Source organism: [Pseudopropionibacterium] massiliense (assembly GCF_900607225.1).
In the GTDB taxonomy this organism is placed as follows: Bacteria; Actinomycetota; Actinomycetes; order Propionibacteriales; family Propionibacteriaceae; genus Arachnia; species Arachnia massiliensis.
Genome location: NZ_LR027842.1, coordinates 2748531 through 2775410, shown reverse-complemented (window position 1 = coordinate 2775410; position 26880 = coordinate 2748531). Strand labels below are relative to the sequence as shown.

18 protein-coding genes and 1 pseudogene are annotated in these 26880 nt (G+C 61.8%); all 19 read left to right on the top strand.

Annotated elements, in window-relative coordinates; all coding sequences use genetic code 11:
- Positions 1-65: 65 nt before the first annotated feature.
- The 19 genes and pseudogenes from E0E39_RS12335 to E0E39_RS12245 all read left to right on the top strand — a co-directional run bounded on the left by E0E39_RS12335 (position 66) and on the right by E0E39_RS12245 (position 26432).
- Positions 66-320, top strand: coding sequence for an acyl carrier protein (locus tag E0E39_RS12335; protein ID WP_165444777.1), 255 nt, complete (start codon positions 66-68; stop codon positions 318-320).
- On the top strand, positions 317-1933 hold the full coding sequence (locus tag E0E39_RS12330) for an aminotransferase class I/II-fold pyridoxal phosphate-dependent enzyme (RefSeq protein ID WP_207302492.1): 1617 nt from the start codon (positions 317-319) through the stop codon (positions 1931-1933). The genes E0E39_RS12335 and E0E39_RS12330 overlap by 4 nt, the downstream gene beginning before the upstream one ends.
- Positions 1930-3474: an amino acid adenylation domain-containing protein gene (locus E0E39_RS12325; protein ID WP_130875008.1), complete on the top strand. Its 1545-nt coding sequence runs from the start codon at positions 1930-1932 to the stop codon at positions 3472-3474. The genes E0E39_RS12330 and E0E39_RS12325 overlap by 4 nt, the downstream gene beginning before the upstream one ends.
- Positions 3458-10693, top strand: coding sequence for a type I polyketide synthase (locus tag E0E39_RS12320; RefSeq protein WP_130875007.1), 7236 nt, complete (start codon positions 3458-3460; stop codon positions 10691-10693). The genes E0E39_RS12325 and E0E39_RS12320 overlap by 17 nt, the downstream gene beginning before the upstream one ends.
- Positions 10636-11490 carry a thioesterase II family protein gene (locus tag E0E39_RS12315; protein WP_342770201.1) on the top strand — a complete coding sequence of 285 codons (855 nt, stop codon included), beginning with the start codon at positions 10636-10638 and terminating at the stop codon, positions 11488-11490. The genes E0E39_RS12320 and E0E39_RS12315 overlap by 58 nt, the downstream gene beginning before the upstream one ends.
- Complete coding sequence (locus tag E0E39_RS12310) at positions 11478-12512, top strand: SAM-dependent methyltransferase (RefSeq protein WP_130875005.1); 1035 nt, start codon at positions 11478-11480, stop codon at positions 12510-12512. Before E0E39_RS12315 ends, E0E39_RS12310 begins: the two co-directional genes overlap by 13 nt.
- Complete coding sequence (locus E0E39_RS12305; RefSeq protein ID WP_130875004.1) at positions 12509-15145, top strand: PEP/pyruvate-binding domain-containing protein; 2637 nt, start codon at positions 12509-12511, stop codon at positions 15143-15145. Before E0E39_RS12310 ends, E0E39_RS12305 begins: the two co-directional genes overlap by 4 nt.
- A complete protein-coding gene (locus tag E0E39_RS12300; RefSeq protein WP_130875003.1) occupies positions 15142-17409 on the top strand; it encodes a polyketide synthase in 2268 nt (755 codons plus the stop codon). Before E0E39_RS12305 ends, E0E39_RS12300 begins: the two co-directional genes overlap by 4 nt.
- Positions 17406-18563 (top strand): acyl-CoA dehydrogenase family protein, encoded by a 1158-nt coding sequence (locus E0E39_RS12295; RefSeq protein ID WP_130875002.1) that lies wholly within the window; start codon positions 17406-17408, stop codon positions 18561-18563. Before E0E39_RS12300 ends, E0E39_RS12295 begins: the two co-directional genes overlap by 4 nt.
- 6 nt (positions 18564-18569) lie before the next feature.
- Positions 18570-18905: a RedY protein gene (locus tag E0E39_RS12290; RefSeq protein ID WP_130875001.1), complete on the top strand. Its 336-nt coding sequence runs from the start codon at positions 18570-18572 to the stop codon at positions 18903-18905.
- Positions 18902-20128 carry a class I SAM-dependent methyltransferase gene (locus tag E0E39_RS12285; protein ID WP_130875000.1) on the top strand — a complete coding sequence of 409 codons (1227 nt, stop codon included), beginning with the start codon at positions 18902-18904 and terminating at the stop codon, positions 20126-20128. The genes E0E39_RS12290 and E0E39_RS12285 overlap by 4 nt, the downstream gene beginning before the upstream one ends.
- Positions 20109-20540 carry a DUF6041 domain-containing protein gene (locus E0E39_RS12280; protein ID WP_130874999.1) on the top strand — a complete coding sequence of 144 codons (432 nt, stop codon included), beginning with the start codon at positions 20109-20111 and terminating at the stop codon, positions 20538-20540. Before E0E39_RS12285 ends, E0E39_RS12280 begins: the two co-directional genes overlap by 20 nt.
- A gap of 295 nt (positions 20541-20835) precedes the next feature.
- Positions 20836-22924, top strand: a pseudogene (ftsH, locus tag E0E39_RS12275) (ATP-dependent zinc metalloprotease FtsH); the annotation flags it as partial.
- Positions 22839-23405, top strand: a complete 567-nt coding sequence (folE, locus tag E0E39_RS12270; RefSeq protein ID WP_014845543.1) for a GTP cyclohydrolase I FolE — start codon at positions 22839-22841, stop codon at positions 23403-23405. The pseudogene ftsH and the gene folE, both read left to right, overlap by 86 nt.
- A 4-nt stretch (positions 23406-23409) precedes the next feature.
- On the top strand, positions 23410-24210 hold the full coding sequence (folP, locus tag E0E39_RS12265; protein ID WP_130874997.1) for a dihydropteroate synthase: 801 nt from the start codon (positions 23410-23412) through the stop codon (positions 24208-24210).
- 72 nt (positions 24211-24282) lie between these two features.
- Positions 24283-24651, top strand: coding sequence for a dihydroneopterin aldolase (folB, locus tag E0E39_RS12260; RefSeq protein ID WP_130874996.1), 369 nt, complete (start codon positions 24283-24285; stop codon positions 24649-24651).
- The gene (gene folK, locus E0E39_RS12255) at positions 24632-25195 is read left to right on the top strand and encodes a 2-amino-4-hydroxy-6-hydroxymethyldihydropteridine diphosphokinase (protein ID WP_130874995.1); all 564 of its coding nucleotides are present in this window, start codon (positions 24632-24634) and stop codon (positions 25193-25195) included. Before folB ends, folK begins: the two co-directional genes overlap by 20 nt.
- Complete coding sequence (locus tag E0E39_RS12250; RefSeq protein ID WP_130874994.1) at positions 25192-25689, top strand: DUF3180 domain-containing protein; 498 nt, start codon at positions 25192-25194, stop codon at positions 25687-25689. Before folK ends, E0E39_RS12250 begins: the two co-directional genes overlap by 4 nt.
- Before the next feature lie 86 nt (positions 25690-25775).
- Complete coding sequence (locus E0E39_RS12245; RefSeq protein ID WP_130874993.1) at positions 25776-26432, top strand: cell division topological specificity factor MinE; 657 nt, start codon at positions 25776-25778, stop codon at positions 26430-26432.
- Positions 26433-26880 lie beyond the last annotated feature (448 nt).

The window sequence follows — 26880 nt, the reverse complement described above, 5'->3', positions numbered from 1 at the left end:
CGTGAAACTGATTCCTCAGGAAGCTACTGTGCGGTGGCCAAACCGCGAACTTGAGGAGACGACACGTGGACACGGTCGAAGCAGCCCTGATCAGTTACCTTGCCGACGCCTATCTTGACGGGGAGGACGAGGAGCTTACCCCTGAGACGCCTCTTCTCGAACTCAACATCCTTGATTCGGTTGAGATACTCGGTGTGGTCAGGTTTATCCATGACCGCTTTGGGAAATCTGTTTCTCTCACAGACATCGTGCCAGAGAATTTCAGCACGGTCAGGAGAATTCGAGACCTTGTCGTCGCGGAGAAAGAAGGAAGCCTGTGAACCCGGTGACGAGCCGCATGCCCGCTGCGGAGGCAGTCGTTCGGCGTGTTATCGCTCGTCACACTGGTTATAGTGAGGAGGAACTCGTCCGAGAGTCCCTTCTCGAGGAAGACCTTGGGATCGACTCCGTGCTTCTTGAAGCCGTGATTTCTGAAATCGAAAAAGACACAGCCGAGACGCGTCTCAGTCGAGGAGTGGATACGGTTGGCGATGTCATCGACATTGCCTGTGCTGCTGGCGTCACGACGGGTGATCTCGTGGAAGACGCTGCACAGCGTGATGATGAAGAACCTCATGGGGCAGCCCCAGGCGTCGGAACCGGTGAAACTGATTCGCTTGAGGAGAAGTCTTTCTCCAAGATTTCTATGAGAGATTTCGGTCCGGATGGTTCCCGGGACCTGTTCGACAAGACCAATCGTTTTGCTGAGCATCGCCGAGGCATGGAGGAGCGACGACTCTACTGGTACGGGATGGCCTCTACGGGTTTGTTGCACGGGCGCGGTACATATCACGATGCCCAGACCGGGCATGATCGTGAGTACCTCCTTTTCTCGTCAAACAACTACTTGGGGCTTGCCGGCGACTCCCGAGTTTCCGAGGCCATTTCCGATGCGGCTCGTACATACGGGGCGACGAACACCGGGTGCCGGATAATCGGAGGTACGACGGCACTTCACCTCGAGCTTGAGCGTAGGCTTGCTGAATTCAAGGGCCGTGAGGCGTGCATCGTCTTTCCCGGAGGGTATGCGGCAAACCTCGGTACCATCTCTGCTTTGGCGGGGCCGGGTGATTGCATCATCGCAGATGCTCTCAATCACATGTCCATCACAGATGGAGCGCGCCTTTCGGGGGCGCGGCGGCTGTCTTTCGCTCACAACGAGGTGAACTCGCTTGAACGGCGTCTCCGTGAGATGACGTCACGACCGGGAGGTGTTCTCATCGCTGTTGATGGTGTCTTCAGCATGCACGGGGACATCTGCCCACTTCCAGAACTCGTCGCGTTGGCTAGGAAGTACGGGGCACGTCTTCTGGTCGACGATGCACATGCTACAGGAGTTCTCGGTCGTACCGGTGCGGGTACGGCGGAGCACTTCGGGTTGAAGGATGAGCCCGACCTGGAAGTAGGGACGATGAGCAAGGCGCTCGCCGGTATCGGTGGTTTCGTGACTGGGGATGGCGACGTGATCGAGTACCTCCGGTATTACGCCAACTCCTATGTTTTTGCCGCGACGATTCCCGCTCCCGTCGTAGCCGGTCTCATCGTTTCCCTCGAAATCCTGCGGGCCGAGCCGAACAGGATTGAACGTTTGTGGCAGAACATCCACCGACTGCGTTCCCGGCTGCAAGGCGACGGATTCGATCTCGGAGACTCGAACAGTGCCATTCTTCCCGTCGTTGTGGGCGATGAGTCCATGACCCTCGCTCTCGGACGGGAGGTCAGAAAACGTGGCATGTTCTGCCAGACCGTGGTGTTTCCTGGTGTACCGCTTGGCCAGGCGCGGTTACGCATCAGCGTTACGGCGGAGCATGAACCCCAGGATCTGGATGCTGCGGCGGATATCGTGCGTGATGCTGCGGACTCCATCGGGCTCGGTCGGAGGAAAGAGCGATGAATGGTCTTCTCGGGCCACTCGAGCAGGAACTACTACTTGTTCTTCCACCGGCTCTGGACGTTGCATCAAGACCTGCCATCCTCGGGGAGGACGGTTGCGATTACGCAGGCCTGTGGGACCGCGTGTCAGCAACGGCGGGCCAGCTCGCGTCATTCGGGGTGGGACCAGGGCAGCCGGTTGTTGTCTGGCTGCCGAAGGGGACCGCGTGCATGGCAAGCATCCTGAGTGTGCTGCGCGCAGGAGCCTGTTACGTTCCTGTGGACGTGACTCAGCCGATGACGCGCGTGGAGGTCATTCTCGACGATGTGGAACCGAGCGCGATCATCACGGCTCCTGAGCTGGCTGGTTTGCTCGGACCTCGATGGTCGGGTCTTGTCGTCGAACCATGCGATCGCGCCACGGGGACGCGGCCGAGTCCTGATCCGAAGCTGGAGCCCGAGGATCTCGCCGCGATTCTCTACACATCGGGGTCAACAGGTCGTCCCAAGGGGGTCTGTCTCACGCATCGCAACATCAGCGGCTTCGTCCGGTGGTGTATGCGTGTTTTCGAACCGACCCCTGAGGACCGTTTCGTGGGGCATGCTTCGGTCGCTTTCGATCTCAGCACACATGACCTCTTCGTCGCGATGGCTTCGGGCGCTTCGCTGCTTCCTGTCCCCGACCAGATGCGGGGAGATCCCGTCATGATCGAGGCCTTGCTGCGTCGCTGGCATCCCACGATCTGGTACTCCGTGCCGTCCGCCCTTGACCTGCTCGTGAGACGAACCAATTTTCCCGACGACGGCGGATCCCGCCTGAGAACCGTGCTCTTTGCGGGTGAAGCCTACCGCCCCGAACGGTTGCGGGAACTTGCCCGCCGTCTCCCGGGGAACACAAAACTGGGTAACCTCTACGGTCCCACGGAGACAAACGTGTGTCTCGCATCGATCTCGAATGCGCGAGAGGTTCTCGAGAACTCTGGCCAGCTCCATCTGGAGCAGTCCGTCGATGGAGCTCAGGTGGAGATCATCGGTGAATCCGGTGCGAGGATCGTGGAAGCCGGAGTGGTGGGAGAAATCGTGGTTACCGGGGCATGTGTCTCGCCGGGGTATCGAGGACAACCGAAACGTCCGGTCGTGGATACGGCTGGTCGCCGCGTCCACAGAACCGGGGATCTCGGTGAATATGGAGAACGTGGGGAGATCCGTCTGCACGGCAGGGTGGATCGGCAGGTTCAGGTGGGAGGGCATCGGGTTGAGCTCGGGGAGGTGGAGAAGGCAGTTTCATCATTTCCAGATGTGGCTGAAGCGGCAGTTGAAGCGATCGAGGTTGAGGGCCGGATGCTTCTTGTGGCGGCGGTTGTCAGCGAGAGAGGATTTCCCGTCCAGACTCTCACCCTCAAGAGGCACTGTGCACACCTGCTGCCCCGCTACATGATTCCGCATCGTGTGAAGAATCTCGACGAGCTGCCCAGGAGCAGCAACGGGAAAATCGACCACCGGGAGATCGTGATGATTTTACGGAAACTCACCGGAGGAGTGTGCGATGATGCCGACCGCTAACATGGATGCAATTCTCGAACAGCATCTCGCCGGGACGATTCCGGATTTGCTCGACCATTTCGCCGAGCGAACTCCCCATAAAAATGCCGTGCATTTCCTCGACTCGTCGGGCAAGACGCGGACAGTGTGCGCCGCTACGCTCAGGCATCAGGCGTGGGGGATCGCGCATCATCTCCTTGAGAAGGGTGCTCCCGGGGACAGGATCCTGCTTCTCCTTCCGCCCGGTATTGAGTACATCGCATCATTCATGGGCTGCCTCTATGCCGGAATGGTGGCAGTCCCCGCCTATCCGCTTGACACGTGGAACATCAGTTCATCACTTGAACGTCTCGGGGTCGTTGTCAGGGACTGCGCAGCGCAGGTCGCCCTGACAGATACTGCGAAGGGCGACGGGTTCACATCCCACTCCGCAGCTGGGGATTTGTTCACGAGACTCGCGTGCGTCGATGTTACGACGGTGTCGCACGCGGATGAACCGTTGAGGATTCCTAGTCCTGACCAAGAAACCCTCGCTTTTCTGCAGTACACGTCGGGTTCGACGGGGAATCCGCGTGGTGTAGAGATCACTCACAGGAACCTCCTCGAAAACCTTGCGGCGATGCATCTCGCGTTCGGCCACTCTGATTCCAGTGCCGTTGCCTCCTGGCTTCCTCCCTATCACGACATGGGGCTCATTGGCGGTATTCTCTTGCCAATTTTCGGGGGACTGACGGCTTGGCACATGTCTCCGACCACATTCATACGCAGGCCTGGACTCTGGCTCCGAACCATTTCGGAGGGGAAAGTCACGACCACGTTCGCTCCGAATTTTGCCTTGGACCACATCGTTGCCCGGCTCGGTCCGAAAGATGTCGAAGGACTCGACCTGAGCTGTTGGCGTCGGGCGGTCAACGGGGCTGAACCGATTCGTGCGGCGTCTCTTGAACGTTTTGCGAAACTTCTTGAAGCAGCCGGGTTTCGCCGTGAAGCCCTGACTCCCGGCTACGGACTCGCAGAGGGAACCCTCATGGTGACCTGTTTACCGCTAGATAGAGATCTTCGTGTCGTCGAACTCGACCGGGAGGCTCTTGCGGAGGGACGAGCCGTCCGGACTGAAGAGCGAGGTGGGGCAACGATGGTCGGCTGTGGGCGTCCGGCCAGAGCCACACAGGTACGGATTGTCGATCCCGATTCGTGTCGCCAACTCCCGGATGGGCGCATTGGTGAGGTATGGGTTACGGGACCCGGTGTTGCGCGGGGATACTGGGGGCATCCTGAACAGAGCAGGAAGACGTTCAGGGCGTGTCTTGTGGATGGTGATGAGGAACATCTTCGTACGGGAGATCTCGGTTTTCTCCTTGAGGGTGATCTTTTCCTGACCGGTCGGTGTAAAGACCTCATCATCCATGAGGGCCGGAACGTGTATCCGTCGGACATGGAAGAGCTTCTCGAAAACGAGCTACCTGAGCTCCGACGAGGCCACGGAGCGGTCTTCGGAACGATGCTAGACGGACGCGAACACGTCGTCGTCGCCTATGAACCCTCTCGCGGTCGCATCGATGATCCAAGGCGGTTGCTCGCTCGAGTGCGCGCGGTACTCGGCGCCCATGCGAGAATCACTCCACTAGCGGTTCTGCTCGTTCCTTTGGGGGCGTCGCCGCGGACGACCAGTGGGAAGATCAGGCGTGCGGGTTTTCGGGAACTCTTCGAATCCCTGCGGCTCGATGTCGTTGCTGCATCCGTTCTCGCCCCCGAGACGCTTGGGCTTGATGGTGCGCAAGAGCTGTCGCTGTCCGCCCATCCGCCAGAGACGCCTCTCGAGAGCCTTGACATTCGATTCGCCGACATCATGTTTCATGCAGCGGCGCAGCCGGGCATTGACGTCAGTGAGGTCCTGAAGAATCCTTCCCTCGCCACTCTCGGTTTCAGAGCAGAACCTGCAGATCAGGAAACCCCGGGAGACTGTTGTACATACGCGATCAGAGTAATTCTCGGAGAACTCTTGGGAATTCCTCCTGATCAGGTTGATGAGAACACCCCCCTGCGAGATCTTGGTGTCGATTCGCGTCAGACAGTGATTCTCTGCGAGCGTCTCTCGGAACGTGGCGGTGTCCGAGTGTCTCCGGAATTGGTCTTCGATCATCCGACAGTTGCGGAACTTGCTCGTTCTCTTACGGCGCTCCCGGCTGATTCCTCGCCTGAACCTTCCTCACCTGAACCCGACGGGATCGACTGCACCGTCGTCATCACAGGGGTCGCGTGCCGCGTTCCGGGGGCAGAAACGCCCCGTGAGTTCGAGAGGATGCTCCTTGAGGGGCGTACAGGGATCTGCTTGACGGGGCATGGAGGAGTTGAAGGGCGGCCCGCGGGCTGGATAGGCGCTCTTGGCACACTTGATGCCAAGAGCTTCGGTATTTCGGAGCGTGAAGCAGCGACATTGGACCCTCAACAGGCACTCGTGCTGGTTGCGTGCTGTCAGGCGTTGGAGGACGCGGGCCATGTCTGGAAAGAGCCACCGACGAGGCGAATGGGGGTTTTCGTCGGTGTGTCGTCATCCGACTCGGCCCTTGAACGTCAGGCTTCCGGTGCGCGTCCGGAGATCTACGAGGCCACGGGAGCGAGTCACGCCATCGTCGCCAACCGGATTTCCTATCTCTTGGACCTCACCGGTCCGAGCCTGGCTGTGGACACGGCGTGCTCCTCCTCGCTCACGGCGTTCCACATCGCGTTGCAATCCATCCGCCGGGGGGAGTGCGATGCGGCTCTCGTCGCAGGAGTCAACCACATGAGTTCGGCGCGCGTCTTCGAGGTTCTTGAGGATGGGGAGATGCTCGCTCCCGATGGTCGGCCTCGTGCCTTTTCCGAGGGAGCCGCGGGATATGTACGCGGCGAGGGCGTTGCCGCGCTCCTCCTGCGTCGGCGTGAAGATGCCCACGCATGTGGTGAGCGAGTGTACGCGACGGTCAGGGGAAGCGCTGTCTCGCACGCGGGAAGAACCAACGGGCTGACAGCACCCTCGTCTTCCTCGCAGGTGGCGGTACTGCGTGCCGCTCTCAAAGACGCCGAAACGGAGCCTGGCGAAATTGCCTTCGTCGAGTCCCATGGGACCGGTACCGCCCTTGGCGATCCCATCGAGCTCACGGCTCTAGCCGAGGTCTACGGCCGAGGACGTGAAGCATCTTCCCCCCTTCTCATCGGAGCCGTGAAAAACAATATTGGGCATCTCGAGGCGGCAGCCGGCTTGGTGGGGCTCGTCAAGGCTGCGCTTGTCCTCGAGAGCGGTGCCGTTCCCCCCGTCATAGGTGTGGACGTCCCGACACGGCATTTCAAGTGGGAAGGGAGCGGCCTCGTCATTCCCCGCGAACCCAAGACACTGGTTCCTCGCGCATCGTGCGTTGCGGTGAGCTCTTTCGGGTTCGGCGGAGCGCTCGGGCACGCGGTTCTCGGCCCCCCGGGAGATGCCGGGCCCGAAGGCCAGATGCCCCGTGTCCTCCGACTTGCGGCAACGGATGGCCGGGAGCTTCGTGAAATGGCCGCCCGGTTCGCTGACGAGGTGGAGAGATCCCGAGGAGTGGATATTCCGTGTCCCGCCGCGCCAGGTGCGCGGGAGCACGTAGTCGTCGTTGCATCGGATCCGAACAGGGCTTGTGAAGCACTTCGCGCGGTTGCCCACGATGAAGCGCATCCCGATGCGTTGTCCTGGCGTGATGCACCGGGTGGAGGGGTGCTCTTCCTTCTCCCGGGACAGGGTAGTACGTCGCCAGGAATCGCAGGACAGTTGAGAGACAGATCGGCGAGTTTCGCCGCTGCCTTGGACCGTCTCTGCGACGAGCTGGAGGCGCGAGGGGTCGGCGCCGCGAAGGAGTTTCTCACAGATCCGACTGCGGATCCGCTGGTCTTCCGGCGTACGGAGATGCAGCAACCCCTTCTTGTCGCGTTACAACTGGCCTTGGCAGAAACGCTGGCTGCACACGGCATATTTGCGGATCTGCTGTTGGGGCACAGCGTCGGTGAGATCACTGCGGCGGCGCTTTCCGGAGCCCTCAGCGAGGCCGAGGCATTGGATCTCGCCGTTCTGCGGGGGAAGGCCATGGGGAAGGCGCCTGCTGGTGCCATGATCGCATGCCGGGCTGCTGCTTCCGAACTCGAGGAAATTCTGGCGGCACATTCTGACTGGGCCGTTGCGGCTTTCAACGAACCGGAAGTAGTTGTAATCGCGGGACCGCAACGGGACGTGACCCCACTTCTTGGTGCGTTCGCCCGGAAACGGATCCCGGCGCAGCTGCTCCCAGTAGACCATGCATTTCACACCCCGGCCGTCACCGAGGCGGCAGAGGTCTTGCGCGACATGAGCCGGGATTTGGCGGGACGTAGTCCCGCCCTCGCATGGTTCTCCTCCACAACGGGCGCCCTCATGACCGAACTTGGAGCAGATCACTGGGTACTGCACGCCATCGGACCTGTGCGTTTCGGGGAAGCCTTTGCCCATATACGCGACAGGAAGCCGGCCATCGCGCTGGAGCTGGGCGACAGCACACTGGTGGGCTCTGCGCGACGGGTTCTTTCGGGTTCTGCGCGGGTGGCGCCGCTACTGGCCACTGAGCATGGTGTGGAGGCCTTCCTCCGTGCTCTTGCGACAGCCGAGGCCGGTGGGGTCGAGGTTGACTGGGGGACGGAAACGCATTTTTCGACACGCCGTCCGCGTCGGGCTTTCGTAGGTTTCACGAGGACACCAGAAGACTTGTGTCCCGGGCCGGAGCGAGCAGAGCAGACAACGACGACGGTTCCGCGGAGCGCGCAGGGGTTGAACCGAGAGATCATCTTGACCGAGCTCGCTGGAATAAGTGGTTTCCCCGTTGAACGGCTTGGCGCGCAAGATCGACTCCACAGCGATCTCGGGTTGGATTCGCTCATGATCAGTGCCCTTGCCCGATCGCTTGCCGCGTACGGATCGTCTCCGCAAGAACAGCTGATGAAGAACCTTGTGGGGGATCCGACGCTCGAGGCTGTTCTGTCCGCACTGAGCAGCACCGAGCCGGTGGCTGAGAAGGATGTTCCTTGGGCGTCTGTCCGTCCTGATACCACCAAACCGTTGTCCAGCCCGGAGCAATTTTCGGAGAACGTTTCCATGAGATCCACACTCGTACAGGCCTGTCAGGAGTCGACTCGGAATGTCGCGTCCTGGCCCGAGGCTCGGGAAGTGGCTGACCGCTTTGCCCGCGTGCTGAACGGGACGTCGAATCCGTACGAACGTGTCCACGAGGATTTCAACGGTGCACGCATAACGGTTCGTGGGCGTTCGATGGTGAATTTTGCCAGCTTCGATTATCTTGGGTTCTCGCATCACCCTGAGGTGCGGCGTAGGGCGATCGAAGCGGTCGACCTCTATGGCACCTCAGCCGCGGCGACGCCTCTCCTTCACGGGGAGACGCCGCTCCATCGTGACCTCGAGTCAGCCATAGCGGACTTGGTCGGGACCGAGGCAGCGCTCATCTTCGCGAGTGGGCACTCGACGAATGTGGGAACGATCTCGCATCTCATGGGATCCGAGGATCTCATCGTTCATGACGAATGGTCCCACGACAGCTGCGTGCGAGGGGCACTCATGTCGGGGGCGGTCCGCCGTTCCTTCCGGCACAACGATTTGGACTCACTCGACGTTTTGCTCACACGGATGCGAGGTTCGCATCGACGTGCTCTCATCTGCGCGGAAGGGGCATACAGTCAGGACGGGGATCTTCCCGATCTACCTGGTTTGGTGACCCTTGCTGAGAAACATGATGCACTGCTCATGATCGATGAAGCACATTCGATCGGGGTGCTCGGTGAAACGGGCCGAGGAATAGGTGAATCCCAGTGCGTTCCTGGAGAAGCCGTCAACCTGTGGATGGGTACCCTGAGCAAGGCCCTCGGCAGCCTCGGAGGCTATATCGCGGGCTCGCGCGACATGATCGACTACCTGCGGTATTCGGCGCCACTGTATCTCTTCAGCACAGGCCCTTCACCTGCGAACGCAGCAGCTGCATTGGCTGCTATCGAGGTCCTGCGCAGGGAACCCAAGCGGGTACAAGATCTTCATGACCGGGCCGATGCGTTCCGTCAGCTTGCCCGGGAAGCTGGACTCAACATCGGTGTCTCGCGCGAATCTGCCGTGGTTCCGGTCATCATCGGGGAATGGTCTCGAACGGTGAAAATCTCAGATGAGCTGTTTAGGCGTGGCTTCAATGCCATGCCGATCGGATACCCCGCAGTTCCCCGGGATGCCGCTCGAATCCGTTTCTTCATCAACGCCGAGCACGATGAACGCGACCTCAAGAGCGTCGTGACGTGCCTGGCTGATTTGGCTTGCGGGTCTCACCCCGTGATGGCGCACTGCTCCGTGGACACGCAGCGTGCTCCTCGGAGTCCTGCCGTGCCGCGGCGGACCACGATTCCACAGGACCGCTCCTCGGGGGTGAGTCTTGAAGAAGAGAAGAAGAAACAAGGTATGGCGGGGGAGGGCGTTACTGCGCACGTAATCAACCCGGAATCCGCCCTCGGCCATCAGCTGGTCGAACATCTGAGAGCCATGGAAATCTCGGTGATAGAGGGAAGACCGGGAACCGAAAAACCGGGACTCGTCTTCGATTGCGTTGGCGTGGATGGTCCTGATCCCCTTGGGCCTGGTGGGTTTGCTCGAGGAACCCGCCTTGTCCGCGTGTCCTGGTCGGATAGGACTCCTTCGGGTTTCACCGGGTCCGACAAGTGTGAGCGAGGTCTGCGCGGGGAGGGCGATGCGACGGTATTCGCGGAGGCCAGAGCCTGTGGGGTGCACTTCACGGTGTTGGTGGCCCGAGCCGTTTATGGCCCGGGGTGTCGTGGCACCGTGGTGACCGCGGCGGCCTTGGCCCGGGCTGGGCTCGTCAACGGAGAAATGGTTTCCGCGCCCGCGCCACTCGTCTGTACCGCGAACCTCGCCGCAGCGGCCGCGCAGGCGGCCGGTTCCGAGGCTACATACGGCCGCTGCTTGGAGATCGTGGATCCACACGGACTCACGTGGGGACGGTATCTGCGTGATCTCGCCGTGCTCACGAACGGCATGGACGAAGCCTCTCACCTATTGGAGGAAGGTTCCATGACCGATCCTGGAGTCGGGCTCCGCGCAGGTATCGAGGCGATGGACACCTTCTGGACCGACAGACCGTGGAGTTACCGGCGTGCCCTTGCCGAGACCGCTGCTTGGTGGTGGTCCCGGTGTTGACGTGGAGACCGCCGGTCAGGCCATCCTGTACGACAAGCAGCACTGGGCTTGGGAACCGTCGTCCGAGTTTCATCCTTCTTCACCATGCTGGGGGAGCAAGTTCCATCTTCCATTCGTGGCTGGAGCCGCTCGGAGCTCATGGCGACGTGTTCGCCATTGACCTGCCCGGACGGCGACGGCGCATACGAGAGCCCTTGATCCGGGATGCGGCTGTGGCGGTTGAGGACATCGTGATGACCATACGCGCCGTTCTCGGACCACCGCCGATCCCACCTTTCGCCGTGCTGGGGCACAGCATGGGGGCTCTTCTGGCGCATGAAATTGCATGCGTCCTCCGGAACGAGGGATACGGGGAACCCGGCATTCTTTTCGTGTCGGGCAGCCGCGCACCTGCAGAGTATGGCAAGTCTTTTCGGGTTCCGGGTATCGACGGTGCCGATGGGTCAGCCGAGTCATTGGGTCTCTGCGACGAACTCGCAGCTCTTGGAGCGCGGGTGCCGAGCCCGGAGCGGCTGGCCCTGCTCCAGGCAGACCTTGAGATTTGTCGCAGTCATCGGCCGAGAAACGACGGGCTGCTGTCGTGTCCCATCGTCGCACTGACAGGGGCCGGGGATCCGATCGCAACCGGTGCACAGGTCGAGAAGTGGGCCATGTGCACGACGGGAGCGTTCTCGCGGCGCGAATATCCGGGGTCGCATTTCTTCCTTTTCGACGCCGCTGCCGCATCAGAAGTCATCGGGGATTTTGCACGCTGGGCCGATGAGGTCGTTAGGAGACCTGAAACGTGGGAGTACTGAAGAATCTGATGGACATGGTCCGGGCGAGCTGGATGCCGGGGCTCGCTGCTGTTCAGACACGTCTGATGGGGCCTTACTACAAGGCTGTGTTCCTTGCATCGATCGCCCGGAGCGACCTGTTGGGAGCGTTTGCGGGAAACCGCGCCCTCGGCGTGGATGATGTGGCACTCCGAATCGGGGCGGGTTCGAGGCCTGATCTCGTGGCTCCGTGGCTTGAGCTGGGTGTTTCGACCGGAGTGCTTCGGCGGGATCCGAGCGGTCGGTTCCGGTTGCGGTCAGTCGAGGCTCGGTTGCTCGCCCGGGACGCGAGTGGGATTGGTCCGGCAGGACTACTTGAGGTTGTCCTGTACCACTGCGAGGCGATCCTCGCCGCACCCCGACTCGCCTCTTCGGGAGCTGCCCTCCGTCTTGGAGAACAGGGGCCTGCCATCATCGCTCGCTCCACTCGCCTCGTGGAACCTCTTGTCAAAGCCACGGTTCGTCAACTCGTGCAGCAGGCGAGGCCACGCACGTGGCTCGAGGTCGGGGCCGGGGACGGTGAGTACGCGCTTTACGCGCAGAAGCAGGAACCCAACTTGCAGGTGACCTGTCTTGAAATCGAGGAGGAGCTCGTCGAACAGATGCGGGACAAATTTCTGCAAAGGGGAGTTTCCGGGAATGTGACGGTCGAGCACGGTGACGTTCGTGAACTGAAGGGACGTCGATTCGATGTCGTGACTCTCCACAACCTCATCTATTACTTTTCCCGAGGGGAGCGTGTAGAACTTCTGAGGCACTGCGCAGAACTACTCGAATCAGGAGGCACTCTCCTCCTGACGACCTCAGTGCCAGGTCGCGTCACGGCGGTTTCTGCACTTGATCTGTGGTTCCGGTGTTCCGATGGCAGGTCCGGTCTGCCCCATGAAGAGGAGATCTTCTGCGCCTTCCGGGAAGCTGGCTTCACCCAGATCACCCGCACAAAACCTCTGCCGGGGTTCTCTCTCGTTGCGTTCATGGCCTGCAAGGAAGGAGTGAGGGGATGATGAGAGAAACAGTGGGTACCGCGGCTCAAGAAAATGTCGTTCCGCTTGGTGAGGGCGTGGAAATGCCCTCAAGACTCGAGCAGTTGGGGGGCAAAGGGGCGTCCCTTGATCTACTCACGGCCTGGGGACTGCCCGTCCCCTCGGGTTTCTGTGTCACGAGCGGTCTTCTGCGTGGAGGACTGGACGAGAAAGGAAGGACGCTCGTCCTTGAGGCGTATCGTCGACTTGGTAATCCGGTCGTCGCGGTGCGCAGTTCCGCTCCGGGCGAGGACGGGAGGACGAAGTCCGCGGCGGGTATCCACGAGACGGTGCTGGGGGTGAGCAGCGAGAAGGAGCTTCTCGATGCGATCGCGAGCTGTGTCGCCTCGGAGCGTTCCGAAAGGGCCGATGCGTACTACAGGAACGGGGCGGAACCTGCTGGTATGGCTGTTGTCGTCCAAGAGATGGTTGACGCTCGCACCTCAGGTGTCCTCTTCACCGTTGATCCGCTGGAACCTGAGAGCGGGAAAATGGTCGTGGAAGCGAGCTGGGGTGCGGGCGAAGGCGTTGTTCAGGGTCATGTCGTCGTGGACAGGTTCTGGCTCGACCCCAGGAGTGGGGAAACGCTGCGAGCTGAGGTAGGGGAGAAAACCGAGAAGATCATGGTTCGTCCCGGTGAGGGACCCGTGGCAGTAGGCGTTGATCGGGAACACCGACGCGAACCGAGCCTTTCCGATGAAGAGAGGAAACAACTGTGCTCACTCGCGAGGCAGGTCCGTGAACGGTTCGAGGCTCCCGTGGACATCGAGTTTTGTGTTGATCAGGAAGGGATCCGGCTCCTCCAGGCACGCAATGTCACCACGGTCGATGCACACTCCCGGGGGCTGTCGCCTTACGAGGTGGCTGTCTCCCCCGGGATACGGGCCGGAACGATGTGGTCTCGGATGGACATCGGGGAGATCTTCAATGGGATGATGACCCCGATGGGCCTCAGCTTCGCGCGCTACTACCAGTACTGGGTTCACTGTGATTGTGTCCGCGCCACGGGTATTGCTGACTGCGGAAAACCTGAATTGCACATGGGATACCTGCGTGGATACGTATACCTCAACATTTCTTACACGGCGCGGATGCTTCAGCAGTCGTTGGCTACGCGGAACCAGTCCACTTTCACCGAACGATTCCGCAGCTGCGACACCGCGAATGAGATGTACAGCAATCCGTTTGGTGAAAGTCCTGGAGTGACTGAGTCCGTCAAAGGGGCAGTTTACTGGGTGTTGTCGACCCTGCGTGAGACGGCGAGCATGCGTTCTCGGGCCCGGCGCCTCGAGAAATGGCGACGCGAGGTACTCAGGTCCTCGTGTGGAGAAGACCTGTCGGTGCTGTCCCGCGGTCAGCTCGGGGTAAAACTCGAGGAAGCGCTCGAGGCTTTTCACAAGACGCATGTCGGTTACATGCCTTATTATCTCAATGCTGCTGGCGTGTATCAGCTTCTTGCGAAGCTCGGAAGTACTTGGCTCGGGGGGGCTTCCGTGGATGATCTCGTCCACGGGGTAAAAGCTGACATGTCGGCACTGCGAACTGTGAGGACAGCGGGAGATCTTGCTGTTCTTGCGCGGAAGGCACAGAAAATACCGGCTGTTTCACAAATTCTCCAAGCTGGAAATTCTTCACATCTCTTGGAAGCTCTTTCCAATGATGTTGAGGGGCGGAGGTTTATTAAGTCGCACGTAGAGGAATTTCTCCGGGAACATGGCACCCGCGGCCGCCAAGAGATGGAGCTTTCCCGCCCCAGGTGGTTGGATGATCCAACCTATGTCCTGACCATACTCTCGGCGTATCTCACTCAACCCGGATTGCTTGAAACGGTGGAGCATCATGTGAATGACCGTAGAAATCCGGTTGATATTTTGAAGAGGTTGCCGCGTCATCGGGCTCTTGTCCTTGGAGCGGTTGTGCGAGCCTATACTGAGTTCAGTCGGTTGCGAGAAGTGACGCGGATGCCCATGGTCACGGCGATCTGGCTCATTCGTCGTATCGTTGTTGAATGTGCCCGGCGCGCTGCAGCGGACGGGTTCTTGAACTCCGCGGATGAAATCTGGCTTCTCAATTTTGAGGATTTCCGGCGCTGTCTCGCGAATGAGGCTGCGTGGGAAAGCTTTTTCTCTCCGGAGGCTGTTGAGCGAGGACGTGCCGAGTACGAGCGCAATCTTCGGGGACCTGAGCCCCCACTGACCATCATCGGTACGTGGGACGGGAGCCTTCAGGGGGAGGCTGGAGAGTCTGCCGGGAGCAGCAGGGATGTGCTGACTGGGCTGGGAACGAGCCCTGGTGTTGTCGAGGGCAGGGCTCGTGTCGTCGTCGACCTTGACTCTCAGGCCGGGGAGATGCAAGCGGGAGAAATTCTCGTCACGACTTTCACGGATGCTTCCTGGACGCCGCTTTTTGCCATGGCAGCCGGAGTCGTCGCCGATACCGGCTCCTTGCTCTCCCACTCGTCGATCGTCGCGCGCGAACTGGGTGTCCCGTCGGTTGTGAACACGCACTCCGGAACTTCATGGATTCGCACTGGTGACCGGATTCGTGTGGATGGAGTCCGGGGTGTCGTGGAGATATTGGGCAGTGGTGAAGAGGAAGAAAGGGAGCGGCGGTGAATGCACTCGTCGTGACTCGTTCGGCCGAGTGCTCTGAATCCGATATCGGGGATGTCTCCGCCCTGCTTCGGCGTTGTCGCGTCCCCCTAACCTACCGGAGTTCGTTGTCGCAGGCACAGATCTTGGCATTTCGGGCTACGGAGAAATGCCTCGACTATCCTGACAGGCCAACAGGAGAGCATACCGGGGTTCTCGTCGGGATCACAGGGAATACGGCGGTTCAGCGGCGCAACGCGATGAGAATCGCGTGCGGGGCTTCCACGTTCTGGGGCGAAATGGGAGTGGATCCCAACGAAGCGCTTGATGCTACGGCGAGAATTTTTGGCGGTGGTTCTCAGGACAAGATCGGTGAGATGGCGAGCAGTATCCCGGCACGTCTCGCTGTGGCCTTCCGCCTGCGTGGTCGTGTTCTGGCGCTTGATGCACACGAGACCACGGTCGCGGTCGCACTTTCCCATGCTCTTCTGCTCCTGGGGGACGGCGTCGTCGATTCTCTCCTTCTCGTGTTCGTTGATGAGCACGAGGGCATTTCCGACGCGCGGGCCCCGGTTGTGGAGGTCGGTCGAGAGTCGGGGTTGCCCCGGGAAGGACGGGCCGTCGCGATACTTGTCCGTCAGGCTAGGACAGAAGATATTTATTCACGCATTCTCGAGGTACGCTTCCGTCGTCGGCCCCGTGGAGCACTGCTTCAGCGTGCGCTGGAACAGGGGGCCTGTGGGACTGACGTTCGCATTCGTGGGACGGGGTCTGCCCGTGTCACGGATGCGGCGCTCGCCATCCTCAAGGCCTTGGATGAGTGCGATGGGAAGGACGCCGAGCGTGAGATCTCAACGGTGTCGGGGAGCGGAGCGGTTGCCGTTGTGCGCGTCGTAGGCGGAACCTGCTGCGTCAATGCGTCCGGGGAACGGGACAAACATGGGGTGGTGGTGACCGGAACGAGTGCGTGGTTCGCAGACGCACGGGGCAGGGAGGCCTTTGACCGGATCAGCCAACCGTTCTTTCGGGAGCTGAAGGATCGCATACCTCGGCAACTGTGTTCCGAGGGAAGCGTGAGTTCGGGCCGCACCTACTGCATGCGTGGAGCCGTTTCATCTTTGATGGACAACCCGCCCAGTGAAAGTGCGATCTCGGCCGGCCGGTTGCGCCTGCTGGAGCCCGTGCGTCTCGCTGCGCTGCACGTGTGCAGTGAGGCCGTCGACACTAGTGGGTGTGATCTCACGGGCAGGAACGGCATGGTCGTTGTCGCAACTCCGCTCGGCATTCCGTGTGGCCGGTTGAGCGATCTCGGAACGGAGGAAACGCGAAGAATTCTCGAACGACTGTGCAGCGAGTTAGGCATGGACGCCGCGACCTCGTCACGCCTCCAGGAACACCTGGTGGCAGAATCCTCCGAGGTCAGATCCAGCGCGATGCATTCGATTGACGCGCGTTCCTCCTGCTCGGTCGCCGCATTCGTCGCGGATGAACTGGGGCTTGACGCTTTGCCCTTGGCGGTCGAGGCCGCGTGTGCCTCCAGTCTTGCCGCCCTGGACGTCGCATTCCGGTCTCTGCGCTTGAGCAGAACCGACTACGTGCTGGTGTGCGGCGTCGAGTTTCCCACAGGAATACGGGACCTCGTTCTTTGCTCTGCACTGGGCATGTTGAGTCGTAGCACCGCCATGACGCCGTTCTCCGAGGCGGCTGACGGTTTCCTCCCGGGGGACGGAGCGGGCGCCGTGCTCCTGCTTCCCGATTATGAGACCGAAAACGGTGTCAGGGTCCTGGGTGTAGGGGGTTCCTGCGATGCACGGTCCATGTTGGCTCCGGATGCAAATGGCCAGAGGGTTGCCATGGAGATGGCCTTGGCGGAAGCCGGTGTTGAGGCCGTATCCATTGGATATGTCGAGGCGCACGGTACGGGGACAGTGCGTGGTGATGCCGTTGAACTCGAATCGATGACGGCTGCCTACGGAATCAACGGAGCCTACGGAATCAACGGGCTGTGTATCGGATCGGTGAAATCCAGCATCGGACACACCTTTTCAGCTGCCGGACTCGCAGGGTTTCTCCGTGTGGAAGCCGCGGTTCGGGAAGGAACGGTGCCGCGTACCCCGGGACTGACGGAGAAGGATCGCCGACGGCTCCAGGGACGGGGCTTCCACGTGCCTTCCGGAACCGAGTTCCTTCCGGTGTCGGGCGAGGGTATCGGCCGGGCCGCAGTTAGCGCCTTCGGCACAGGGGGCATCAACTACCACGTGATAGTAGAAGAAGGAGGAAAGAAATGATGAGACTCCCTAGAGCATTCTATTCGGAGGATCATGAAGAGTTGCTGTCCTGGGCGCGTGAGATGGGAGCGCGGCTCGAAGCGCGAGGTAGTTTCCGCGACCGGTTCCGTCAGGCCGGTGAGCTGGGGCTGGCGGGCCTGGGCGTTCCTGAGGAATATGGTGGCGCAGGGCTCCCGGCACGCATGTCGGTGGCAGTCGTCGAAGCGCTCAGCGAAAGTAGTGACGACACGGGTTTCCTTTTTGCTCTGTGCGCCCACAATTTTGCTTGTGCCCTGCCCATCGCAGTCTTCGGGAGGCGTGAGCAGCGAGAAAAATGGCTCCCCGGACTCGTCGGGGGATCCCTCATCGGGGCGTTTGCTGTCACTGAGCCGGAGGCCGGTTCTGATGCCATGGCCGGTCGGGCATCGGCGCAGCACGAGAGCGATGGATGGTGTCTTAATGGGGCCAAGGCGATGATCACGAATGCTTCCGAAGCCGATCTCGTACTTGTCATCGCTAAAACCGCGCAGGGGCGGTCATTCTTCGCTTCATCAGGTTTCCTCGTTCCTGCCAGTACAACCGGTTTTGAAGCCGGTGTTTCCTGCGAGAAGCCGTTCATGCCCTCGACGCCGCTCGGCGACCTGAGACTGGATGATTGCCGTGTCGCTCTGGATGCGATACTCGGGGGCGAAGGAGCTGGTGGCGCGGTTTTCAGCACGGCGATGGCCTGGGAACGTGTCTGTCTTCACGGGCTTTACCTGGGGCAGTGTCGTCGTGCTCTCAAGGAGGCGCAGGAATACTTGGCCGCTCGAAAGCAGTTTGGGCGACGACTCATCGACCTCCAGGCGGTGAGCCATGCTCTTGCAGAGGCGGCAACAGGTCTCGAGGGGGCGAGGTCACTCCTGTTCAGGGCTGCCGCGGCACTCGACGCGAATTCCCCAGACGCCGTCGTTCTCGGGGATATGGCCAAAATCGTCGTCAGTCGGACGGCCATCGAGGTGGGGCTTGTATGTACGCGTCTTCAAGGCGGCGCGGGTCTTTTCGGCTCTACTGCGCAGAGACTTGTTCGAGATGCACTCCCGGCGCAGGTTTTCTCCGGGTCGAACGACGCACTGCTCGACAACATCGCCAAGTCTCTCGAAATCACTCGTCAAAGTTCTAGGCAAGAAGGGTGACAAACAGTGTTTCTTCTCATTTCACATGACATTTCTCTGCACCCGGACACCGACCCGGAAGAGTTTGAACGGTTCGTCCGGGATGTCGACTACCCGACCTGTCCCGCGTTTCGTAGTCTCCTCGCGTTTACGGTTGTTCGCGATCCCAAGGGTCCGGGCCTCTACCGTGAGCTGATCTTCACCACCGGATCGGATGCGTTTGCGAAGGACATGGAATCCAAGGAATTTCGAGAACTCGAGAAAAGATTCAGCGCTTTGGCAACCGTGACTTCGGAGACGGTTGAAGAGGTTGTTGGTGAAGGCTATGGGGTCCCGCTTGGGGTTGAGCGGAAGGAAGCATGATGAAACTCGATGCTCTCGATGAGAAACGTGAGACCCAGGCTGTTCATCGGGGGCTTGACGGCAACGTTCGATCCGTTGTTGAAAGGGCGCGTGAAGATCTTGCAGATGCCCCAGAGACTGCCTCGTTGGCCGTGTTCTCCCGGGTTCGTGGTTTCCTCCGCAAGATCGTTCTTGACGTAATTGGTGATTACGTCGTTGAGGGAGTGATCCGACCTCGTCCTGAGTGGGATAAAATAATCTGGGGAGAGTTCTCCGTGTTGGCCCGACGGCTTGGGGTCTTTGAGGACGGTGAATGGGGTGGCGAAGCTCGTCTTCGACCTTCGTACGCGTGGGCCATGGCTAGTGGGCAACTGCCTGATCAGGTGTCTGAGGATCGCGAGGACTACTTCTTCATGGTCCACTTCGCGGAAAAAGCCCGCGCCGATGGCGCCTCTGCGTGGATGCAGCGTGATGACGTGGCGTATTTTCCTTGGATGATCGACTATTTCCGAGAGATCGAGGAAATTGATTTTACCGGTCGGGGTCCCATAAGGCAAGGAACAGCGTTCTGCTCGGATCTCGGGGAGATGGCATTCGTCAGGTTCACTCATGAAACCTTCCGGGCGCTCCTGGATGTCTTGCGACCTGGTGTGTTCGTCGATGTCGGATGCGGCGAGGGTCGTCACGTCGCAGCTGCTTCTGCGCATCCGGCCACACGCAGGGTTCTCGGCGTTGAAAAGGACCCGGTCGTTGCAGCCTCGGCTCGTGAGCGGCTTGCCGGGGAAAACGGCGAGATCATCACGGGCGACATCCGCGACTGTCATGTTGCCGAGCCCGTTGACATGGTCTTTGCCTGCTACATGCTCTTCTACCTCGATGAGGCCGAGCAGCTCGAGGCGTTGAGGAAGATCCACGGGATGCTTGCGCCCGATGGGGTTCTCGTCTTCTGCCAGTATTTCCCTGACTTCGAGGAGTACCAAGATATCTTCGTCGGTGAAGTAACCGAGGGCGTCTCTTCAGCGCGATATGTCGCGGAGGTCGCGCGAGCATGCGTCGACGCTGAGGTCCTCCTCAACAGGATCCTCGCCCACTTCCGCTCCCCGGTGTACTGGGCAGGTCTTCAGAAGATGCTGCGAAGGGTAGACTTCCGGGTAAGGGAGATTCTACCTGCCGATCCCCTCTTCTACTCCTTTTATGTCATCGTAGAGAAAGGAAGGACAAGTCATGATCAAGAAAAGCACTGAGAGCCGGGCCACGCTTCGGGCACGGAGGGTGCTCGGTGCATGCTACTTGGCCGCCGGCGTCGGGAAGTGTTTTCCCTCTTGGGAGAGCACCGAGGGGCGGCTTGAGCAGGCTCTCGAAGCCAATCGGGGCACGGCCATCGAAGAGCCCACGGCATGGCTTCTCCGCGAACATCAGCCGATCAACGCTCTGGTGGCGTCGGCGATGACCGGAGCGGGAGTGGCGATGGTGGCGGGGGAAGGGCCGCTCGTGGACGCAGCCCTCATCGGAACCCTTCCCATGCTCGGCGCATTCGTCACTGTGCTTCATCGGGCTCTCCCGGTCGTCATTCCCGTGGATCTCGCCTTCGCTGGGGCCGCGCTCTGGATCCTGCACAAGCGTCGTAGGAGCCGGCGCGAGAACCGGGGTGCCTGATAGATTGAAGTGACTTTGGGTACAGGTGCCGGGCGAGTTCGTCCCGCCGGTGCGTTCCCCGCTCCGCGTCATCCGTGACGTGGGGCGGGGACCCGCCGGGGGAGACCGCTACCGCTGAACCTTGGTTTCGCAACATCGGGTCTCCCGGCCTCGATGAACAGCAGTTCGTGTTCCCGAAGCGAGAGTAGGGCGCCGGTCGTCGGGATGCGGCATTACTGTCCTCTTGGCGGGCGCTGGTAGCCTTCCAGTGCTTACGTACATCTTCTTCTAGGGAACCCCGCCGTTGCAGAAAATCATGAAGAACCCGATGAGTTGGGTCACCTGGGTTGTCGTCATCATCCTTCTTGGGACGCTGGTCATGCAGTTCTTCAACGGGCTGCTCGGAGTCCGGGAAGTCTCGATGGACCAGATCATGAGCGTCTTGCAGAGCGACGAGAAGCTCAGTGAGGTCGCCCTCAATGACGGCGACCAGGTCATCCGGATCACCACGGAGGCAGGGCAGCGCATCCAGTCCAGCTGGGTGGGACGCCAGGTCGACGGTTTCGTGGAGATCCTCCAGCAGCGTTCCACCGCCGGAACGCTCGACCGCTGGACGACCCAACACCCCACCGCGAACCTGTTCACCTCCCTGCTCTACACGGGCCTGCCCTTCCTGCTTCTCATCATCGGTTTCTTCGTGGTGATGCGAATGGTCAACGGAGGCGGTTCGGGCAGCCCGCTCAGCTTCGGCAAATCGAAGGCGAAACTCGCTAGCAAGGACATGCCCAAGACCACCTTCGCCGACGTCGCAGGAGTCGACGAGGCCGTCGAGGAGCTGCAGGAGATCAAGGAATTCCTCGCGGAGCCCGCGAAATTCCAGAAACTCGGTGCGAAGATCCCCAAGGGCGTGCTGCTCTATGGCCCGCCCGGGACCGGCAAGACCCTCCTGGCGCGCGCCGTCGCGGGGGAGGCCGGGGTGCCGTTCTTCTCAATCTCCGGTTCCGATTTCGTCGAGATGTTCGTCGGTGTCGGCGCCAGCCGGGTCCGCGACCTGTTCGAGCAGGCCAAGGAGGCCGCGCCCGCCATCGTCTTCATCGACGAGATCGACGCCGTCGGCCGCCACCGCGGCGCCGGCATGGGCGGCGGCCACGACGAACGCGAACAGACCCTCAACCAGCTGCTGGTCGAGATGGACGGGTTCGACGTGCGCGGCGGGGTGATCCTGATCGCCGCGACGAACCGCCCCGACGTGCTCGACCCGGCGCTGCTGCGCCCGGGCCGTTTTGACCGCCAGATCTCCGTCGAGGCACCCGACCTGACCGGCCGTTCCCACATCCTCCAGGTGCACGCCGTCGGCAAACCCCTCGCCAAGGACGTCGATCTCGCCTCCGTGGCCCGCCGCACCCCCGGTTTCTCCGGCGCCGACCTGGCCAACGTCCTCAACGAGGCCGCACTGCTCGCAGCGCGCATGAACCTGAACGAGATCGGCCAGCCGCAGCTCGACGAGGCCATCGACCGGGTGATCGCGGGACCGCAGAAACGCACCCGCCTGATGAACGACCGTGAACGCCTCATCACCGCCTACCACGAGGGCGGGCACGCCCTCGTGGCGGCCGCGATGCCCGGCAACGATCCCGTCCAGAAGGTCACGATCCTGCCGCGCGGCCGCGCGCTCGGCTACACGATGGTGATGCCCGACGACGACAAGTACTCGCACACCCGCGGCGAGCTGCTGGACCAGATGGCCTACATGATGGGCGGCCGGGCCGCGGAGGAAATGATCTTCCACGATCCCACCACCGGCGCCCAGAACGACATCGAGAAGGCCACGAAGGTGGCGCGGGCCATGGTCACCCAGTACGGCATGAGCGAGCGAGTCGGCGCCGTCCAGCTCGGCGGCGGCGATTCCGAACCGTTCATGGGGATGCGCGGGGCGCAGCCGTCGAAGGACTTCTCGGAGGCCTCCGCGGCGATCATCGACGAGGAGGTGGCCAAGCTCATCAACGCCGCCCACCAGGAGGCCTACGACGTGCTGGTGGAGAACCGCGAGGTGCTCGACGAGCTGGTCCGGCAGCTGTTCGCGAAGGAGACCCTCAACAAGGCCGAGGTCGCGGAGGTGTTCAAGAACCTCAAGCGCCGCGACAAACGGCCCGCCTGGACCGGCTCCGAGCTGCGCGTGCCCTCCACCATCCCGCCCGTCGAGGTGCCGGGATCCCCCGGTCCCTCCGGGCAGGAAACCCCACCCAGGCAGATCACGCACCGCCCGCTCCCGGACGGTCCCCCCGACCGTTGGGCACCGCCCGCTCCCGAGGATCGGCGGTGAGCCACGTCGACCAGCCCCGGATCGAGGAGGCGGTTCGCGAGATCCTCCTCGCGGTCGGCGAGGACCCGGATCGCGACGGGCTGTCCGAAACCCCGGGGCGCGTCGCCCGCGCCTACCGGGAGTTGTTCTCCGGGCTGGCGCAGGACCCCGCCGAATTGCTGTCGACCACCTTCGACATCGACCACGAGGAGCTCGTGCTCGTCCGCGACATCGAGCTGACGAGCTGCTGCGAGCACCACCTGCTGCCCTTCTTCGGGGTGGCGCACGTCGGCTACATCCCCGGCGGGGGACGGGTGACGGGACTGTCGAAACTGGCCCGGCTGGTCGACATCTACGCCCGCCGCCCGCAGGTGCAGGAACGCCTCACCACGCAGGTCGCCGACGCGCTCGTCACCCACCTGGGTGCGCAGGGCGTGATCGTCGTGATCGAGGCCGAACACACGTGCATGACGATGCGGGGGGTGCGCAAACCGGGCAGCAGAACCATCACCAGCGCCGTGCGAGGGCAGCTGCGCAACGCCGCCACCCGCGCCGAGGCCATGAGCCTGATCATGGCGAGGTGACCTCATGACCATCGTGATGGGTGTGCTCAACGTCACCCCCGACTCGTTCTCCGACGGTGGGCGGCACGACGACGCCGAGGCCGCCATCGCCCACGGCAGGCTCCTGGCATCCCAGGGGGCGGGGATCGTCGACGTCGGGGGCGAATCCACCCGTCCCGGGGCCGCGCGGGTCCCCGAGGCGGAGGAAATGGCGCGCGTGATCCCGGTGGTCGCGGCCCTGGCGGCCCACGGGATCACCTGTTCCGTTGACACCATGCGCGCCTCCGTCGCCCGGGCCGCGGTCGCGGCGGGGGCCCGGATCGTCAACGACGTCTCCGGTGGGCTCGCCGACCCCGGCATGCTGGGCGCGGTCGCGGATCTCGGTGTCGACTATGTCGCCATGCACTGGCGCGGCCACTCCGAGGTCATGCAGCAACACACCGACTACACCGATGTCGTCGCCGACGTGGCCGCGGAACTTGCTACCCGCCGCGACGCCGCCCTGGCCGCGGGCATCGCGGCCGAACGCATCATCCTCGACCCGGGGATCGGGTTCGCCAAGACCTCCGAACAGAACTGGCAGCTGCTGCGCGGCCTGGATGTCCTCCAGGCCATGGGACACCGGCTGCTGGTCGGGGTCAGTCGCAAACGTTTCCTGGGTGAGCTGCTGGACGGCAGGCCCGCCACGGACCGCGACGCCGCCACCGCCGCAGTCACCACCTGGTGCGCCCTGCGCGGGATCTGGGCGGTTCGCACCCACGAGGTGACCACACAGCGCGACGCGGCCCGGGTCGGACAGTGTCTCGGGATCCGTGCGGCAGGCTGACAGGCTCCCTCGGGACGCCTTCACCAGGACCCGGTATTCTCGGTTCAATGCGATCCGTGAGGAGGTGAAGGTGTGGATTCCATCAGCATCACAGGTCTGAGCGCGACAGGTTTCCACGGGGTGTTTCCCGAGGAGCGGCGCAATGGGCAGCTCTTCATCGTCGACGTCGAACTCGGAGTACACCTAGAGACCCGGTCCGACGAACTCTCGGACACGGTTGACTATGTCGGGATCGCCGACCTGATCCGCGCCGAGATCGAGGGCGAGCCCTGCCGGCTCATAGAAACCCTCGCGGGAAGGATCGCCGACCGGTGTCTGTCCAATTCGCTGGTTCAGCAGGTTCGTGTGACGGTGCACAAACCGCAGGCTCCCGTACCTCACGAATTGTCAGATCTGTCAGTCACCATCACCAGGAGCAGCCATGAGCAACGGTCCCTTTGACATTGATGTCGACACCTTGGGAAACATGCGTCCCATCTCCAAGGTCGTTTTCTCCCTTGGCTCCAACACGGGGGACTCGCCCACCATCCTCGCGCAGGCCGTTGACGTGCTCGCGGAAACCCCGGACCTGATTGTCGTTGACGTTTCTCCCGTCTACCAGACACCTTTCATCGGGGAGGGGCCGGAACAGAATGACTACCTGAACCTCGTGGTGGTCGCGGAATCCACCCTGGAGCCGATGACCCTGCTGGACCGGGCCTTCGCCATAGAAGAGAGCTTCGGTCGGGAACGCACGGTCCCCAACGGGCCGCGCACCCTGGATATCGACATCATCATGGTCGGCAAACGCCGCAGCGAGGAGGACATAGAACTTCCCCATCCGCGAGCCCACGAAAGGGCTTTCGTGCTGGTCCCGTGGCTTGACATCGATCCCGCGGGCGAAATAGCGGGTGTCGGGCCGATAGCGGAACTCGTCACGCACGTGGACAGAACCGGTGTCGTCAGGCGCGATGACGTCGTCATAGCGAATCCCGGTCGGCATTGACACGGAAACCGGGGCTGACCCCCACCACCGGGCGTCAGGTAGTTGTCGCGGTCCTGGCGGGCACCGTCGTCGGCTGGATGATCCTGAGCATCTTCGATCTCGCGAACGCCTTCCTGCCCGTGACACCGTGGAGCCTGCCGGCGCTCCTGACTCTGCTGGCGATCGCAGCCATCCTCTACGCCCGTGCCCTTCCGAAGCGACTGGAGCAACACCGGGTCCCCGCGCTGGAAGCGGTTCGGGCGATGGTGATGGCGAAGTCGCTGATCGCCACGGGTGCCCTGCTCGCAGGAGGGCACGTGATCTACGTGGGTCGTTGGCTGGCGTCAATGGCTGCCGCAGTACCCGCGGCCCGGGTCTGGCACGGCCTCGTGACCATCGGCGCCGCCGCCTTCTGCTCATGGGGTGGATGGATACTGGAACGTGCCTGCATGATCGACGGTGATGGCAACGACGTTGACCCCGGAGAGGACCAGGAGATCTCGGAGCCCGCCTGAGGAAAACCCGAATGTCGAACGTCCAGAACTTCGGTTTTCGGCGTTTCGCTGCCGAAAGGCCCGCATGGCTGGTTTAATCTGTCGACATGTCAGGTCGTCACGTTGCGAAGTCCTCCTCCGAGCGTTCCATCGCCATCGGCATCCTCATCGTGGGGTCGCTGGTGGTTCTTGGTTCGCTTCTGGGCGGCATCTGGGTTGTTCGCGCCGGTGCCGTCGTGGCCCTGGTGATGGCGGTGGCCGCCGTCTCCGTGGCCTGGATGGAGTTGAAGCGCGAACGAGCGGAACATCGCGAGGAGGTCAAGCGCCAGGTGGCGATTCGCGTCGAGCAGGCCGAACGGCATCACGCGGAATCCGTCGCGATGATCGATCGCTTCAATGAGCGCGCGCAGAACCTCAAGTCGATGATCGCCAAACTGCGCCGCCAGCTGGGAGCCGCCAACTCGGAGCTCAGCACCATGCGCGGAAATTCCGCATGGCTGCGTGGCGAGGTTGCCGAGCGGCAGTCCCGCATCGACGCACTCGAGGCCAGGATCGCGGAGCTGGAGGAGCGTCTCGTCGCGGAGGAAGAGGCCCGCCAGGAGATCGAGGAGTCCAGCAACATCGTCGAGCTGCCCCGTTACGCCAAGGGCGAAGAGGCCATCGAGCTGTGGATCAGCGACGACGAGCACCCCACCATGGTGGACCTTGCCAAGCTCAACATGGCCCACTACGACGAGTCGCTGCCCATCCGCAAGGAGGCCTGAACAACCGTCCCGTCGGGTGTGCAGAGCTCACCCGACACACACCACCACCAACGGATCCCCGCCCAGATGGCCTGAAGGCCACTCGGACGGGGATCTTTCTTTCGCCCCGCGGGGCATGCGCTCCACGGGAAACACCCCATGGGCTTGGCCTCCGCCGATGCGCACAGTTCGGCCAGAACGCCTTCGTGAAGGTCTCGAGGACGAGGCTCACGACGCCGTCATGGGGCATCACATGCCGCGAAGAGACCAGCCGGCATGAATGACTTTGTCATCCAAACGGCCAATATCTCCTGTCATCCGATAGGTCAGCAAGGTGGCGTCCGAGGGATGATCATGCCCTAATCGTCAAGGTTTCGTGCATGGCAAGCGGTATTCCCCGAGGCCCCTTCGCATTGATCGTGGTTCATATTCGACTTCAAATTTTGTGAAAGTGATGTATTGTTGCCTA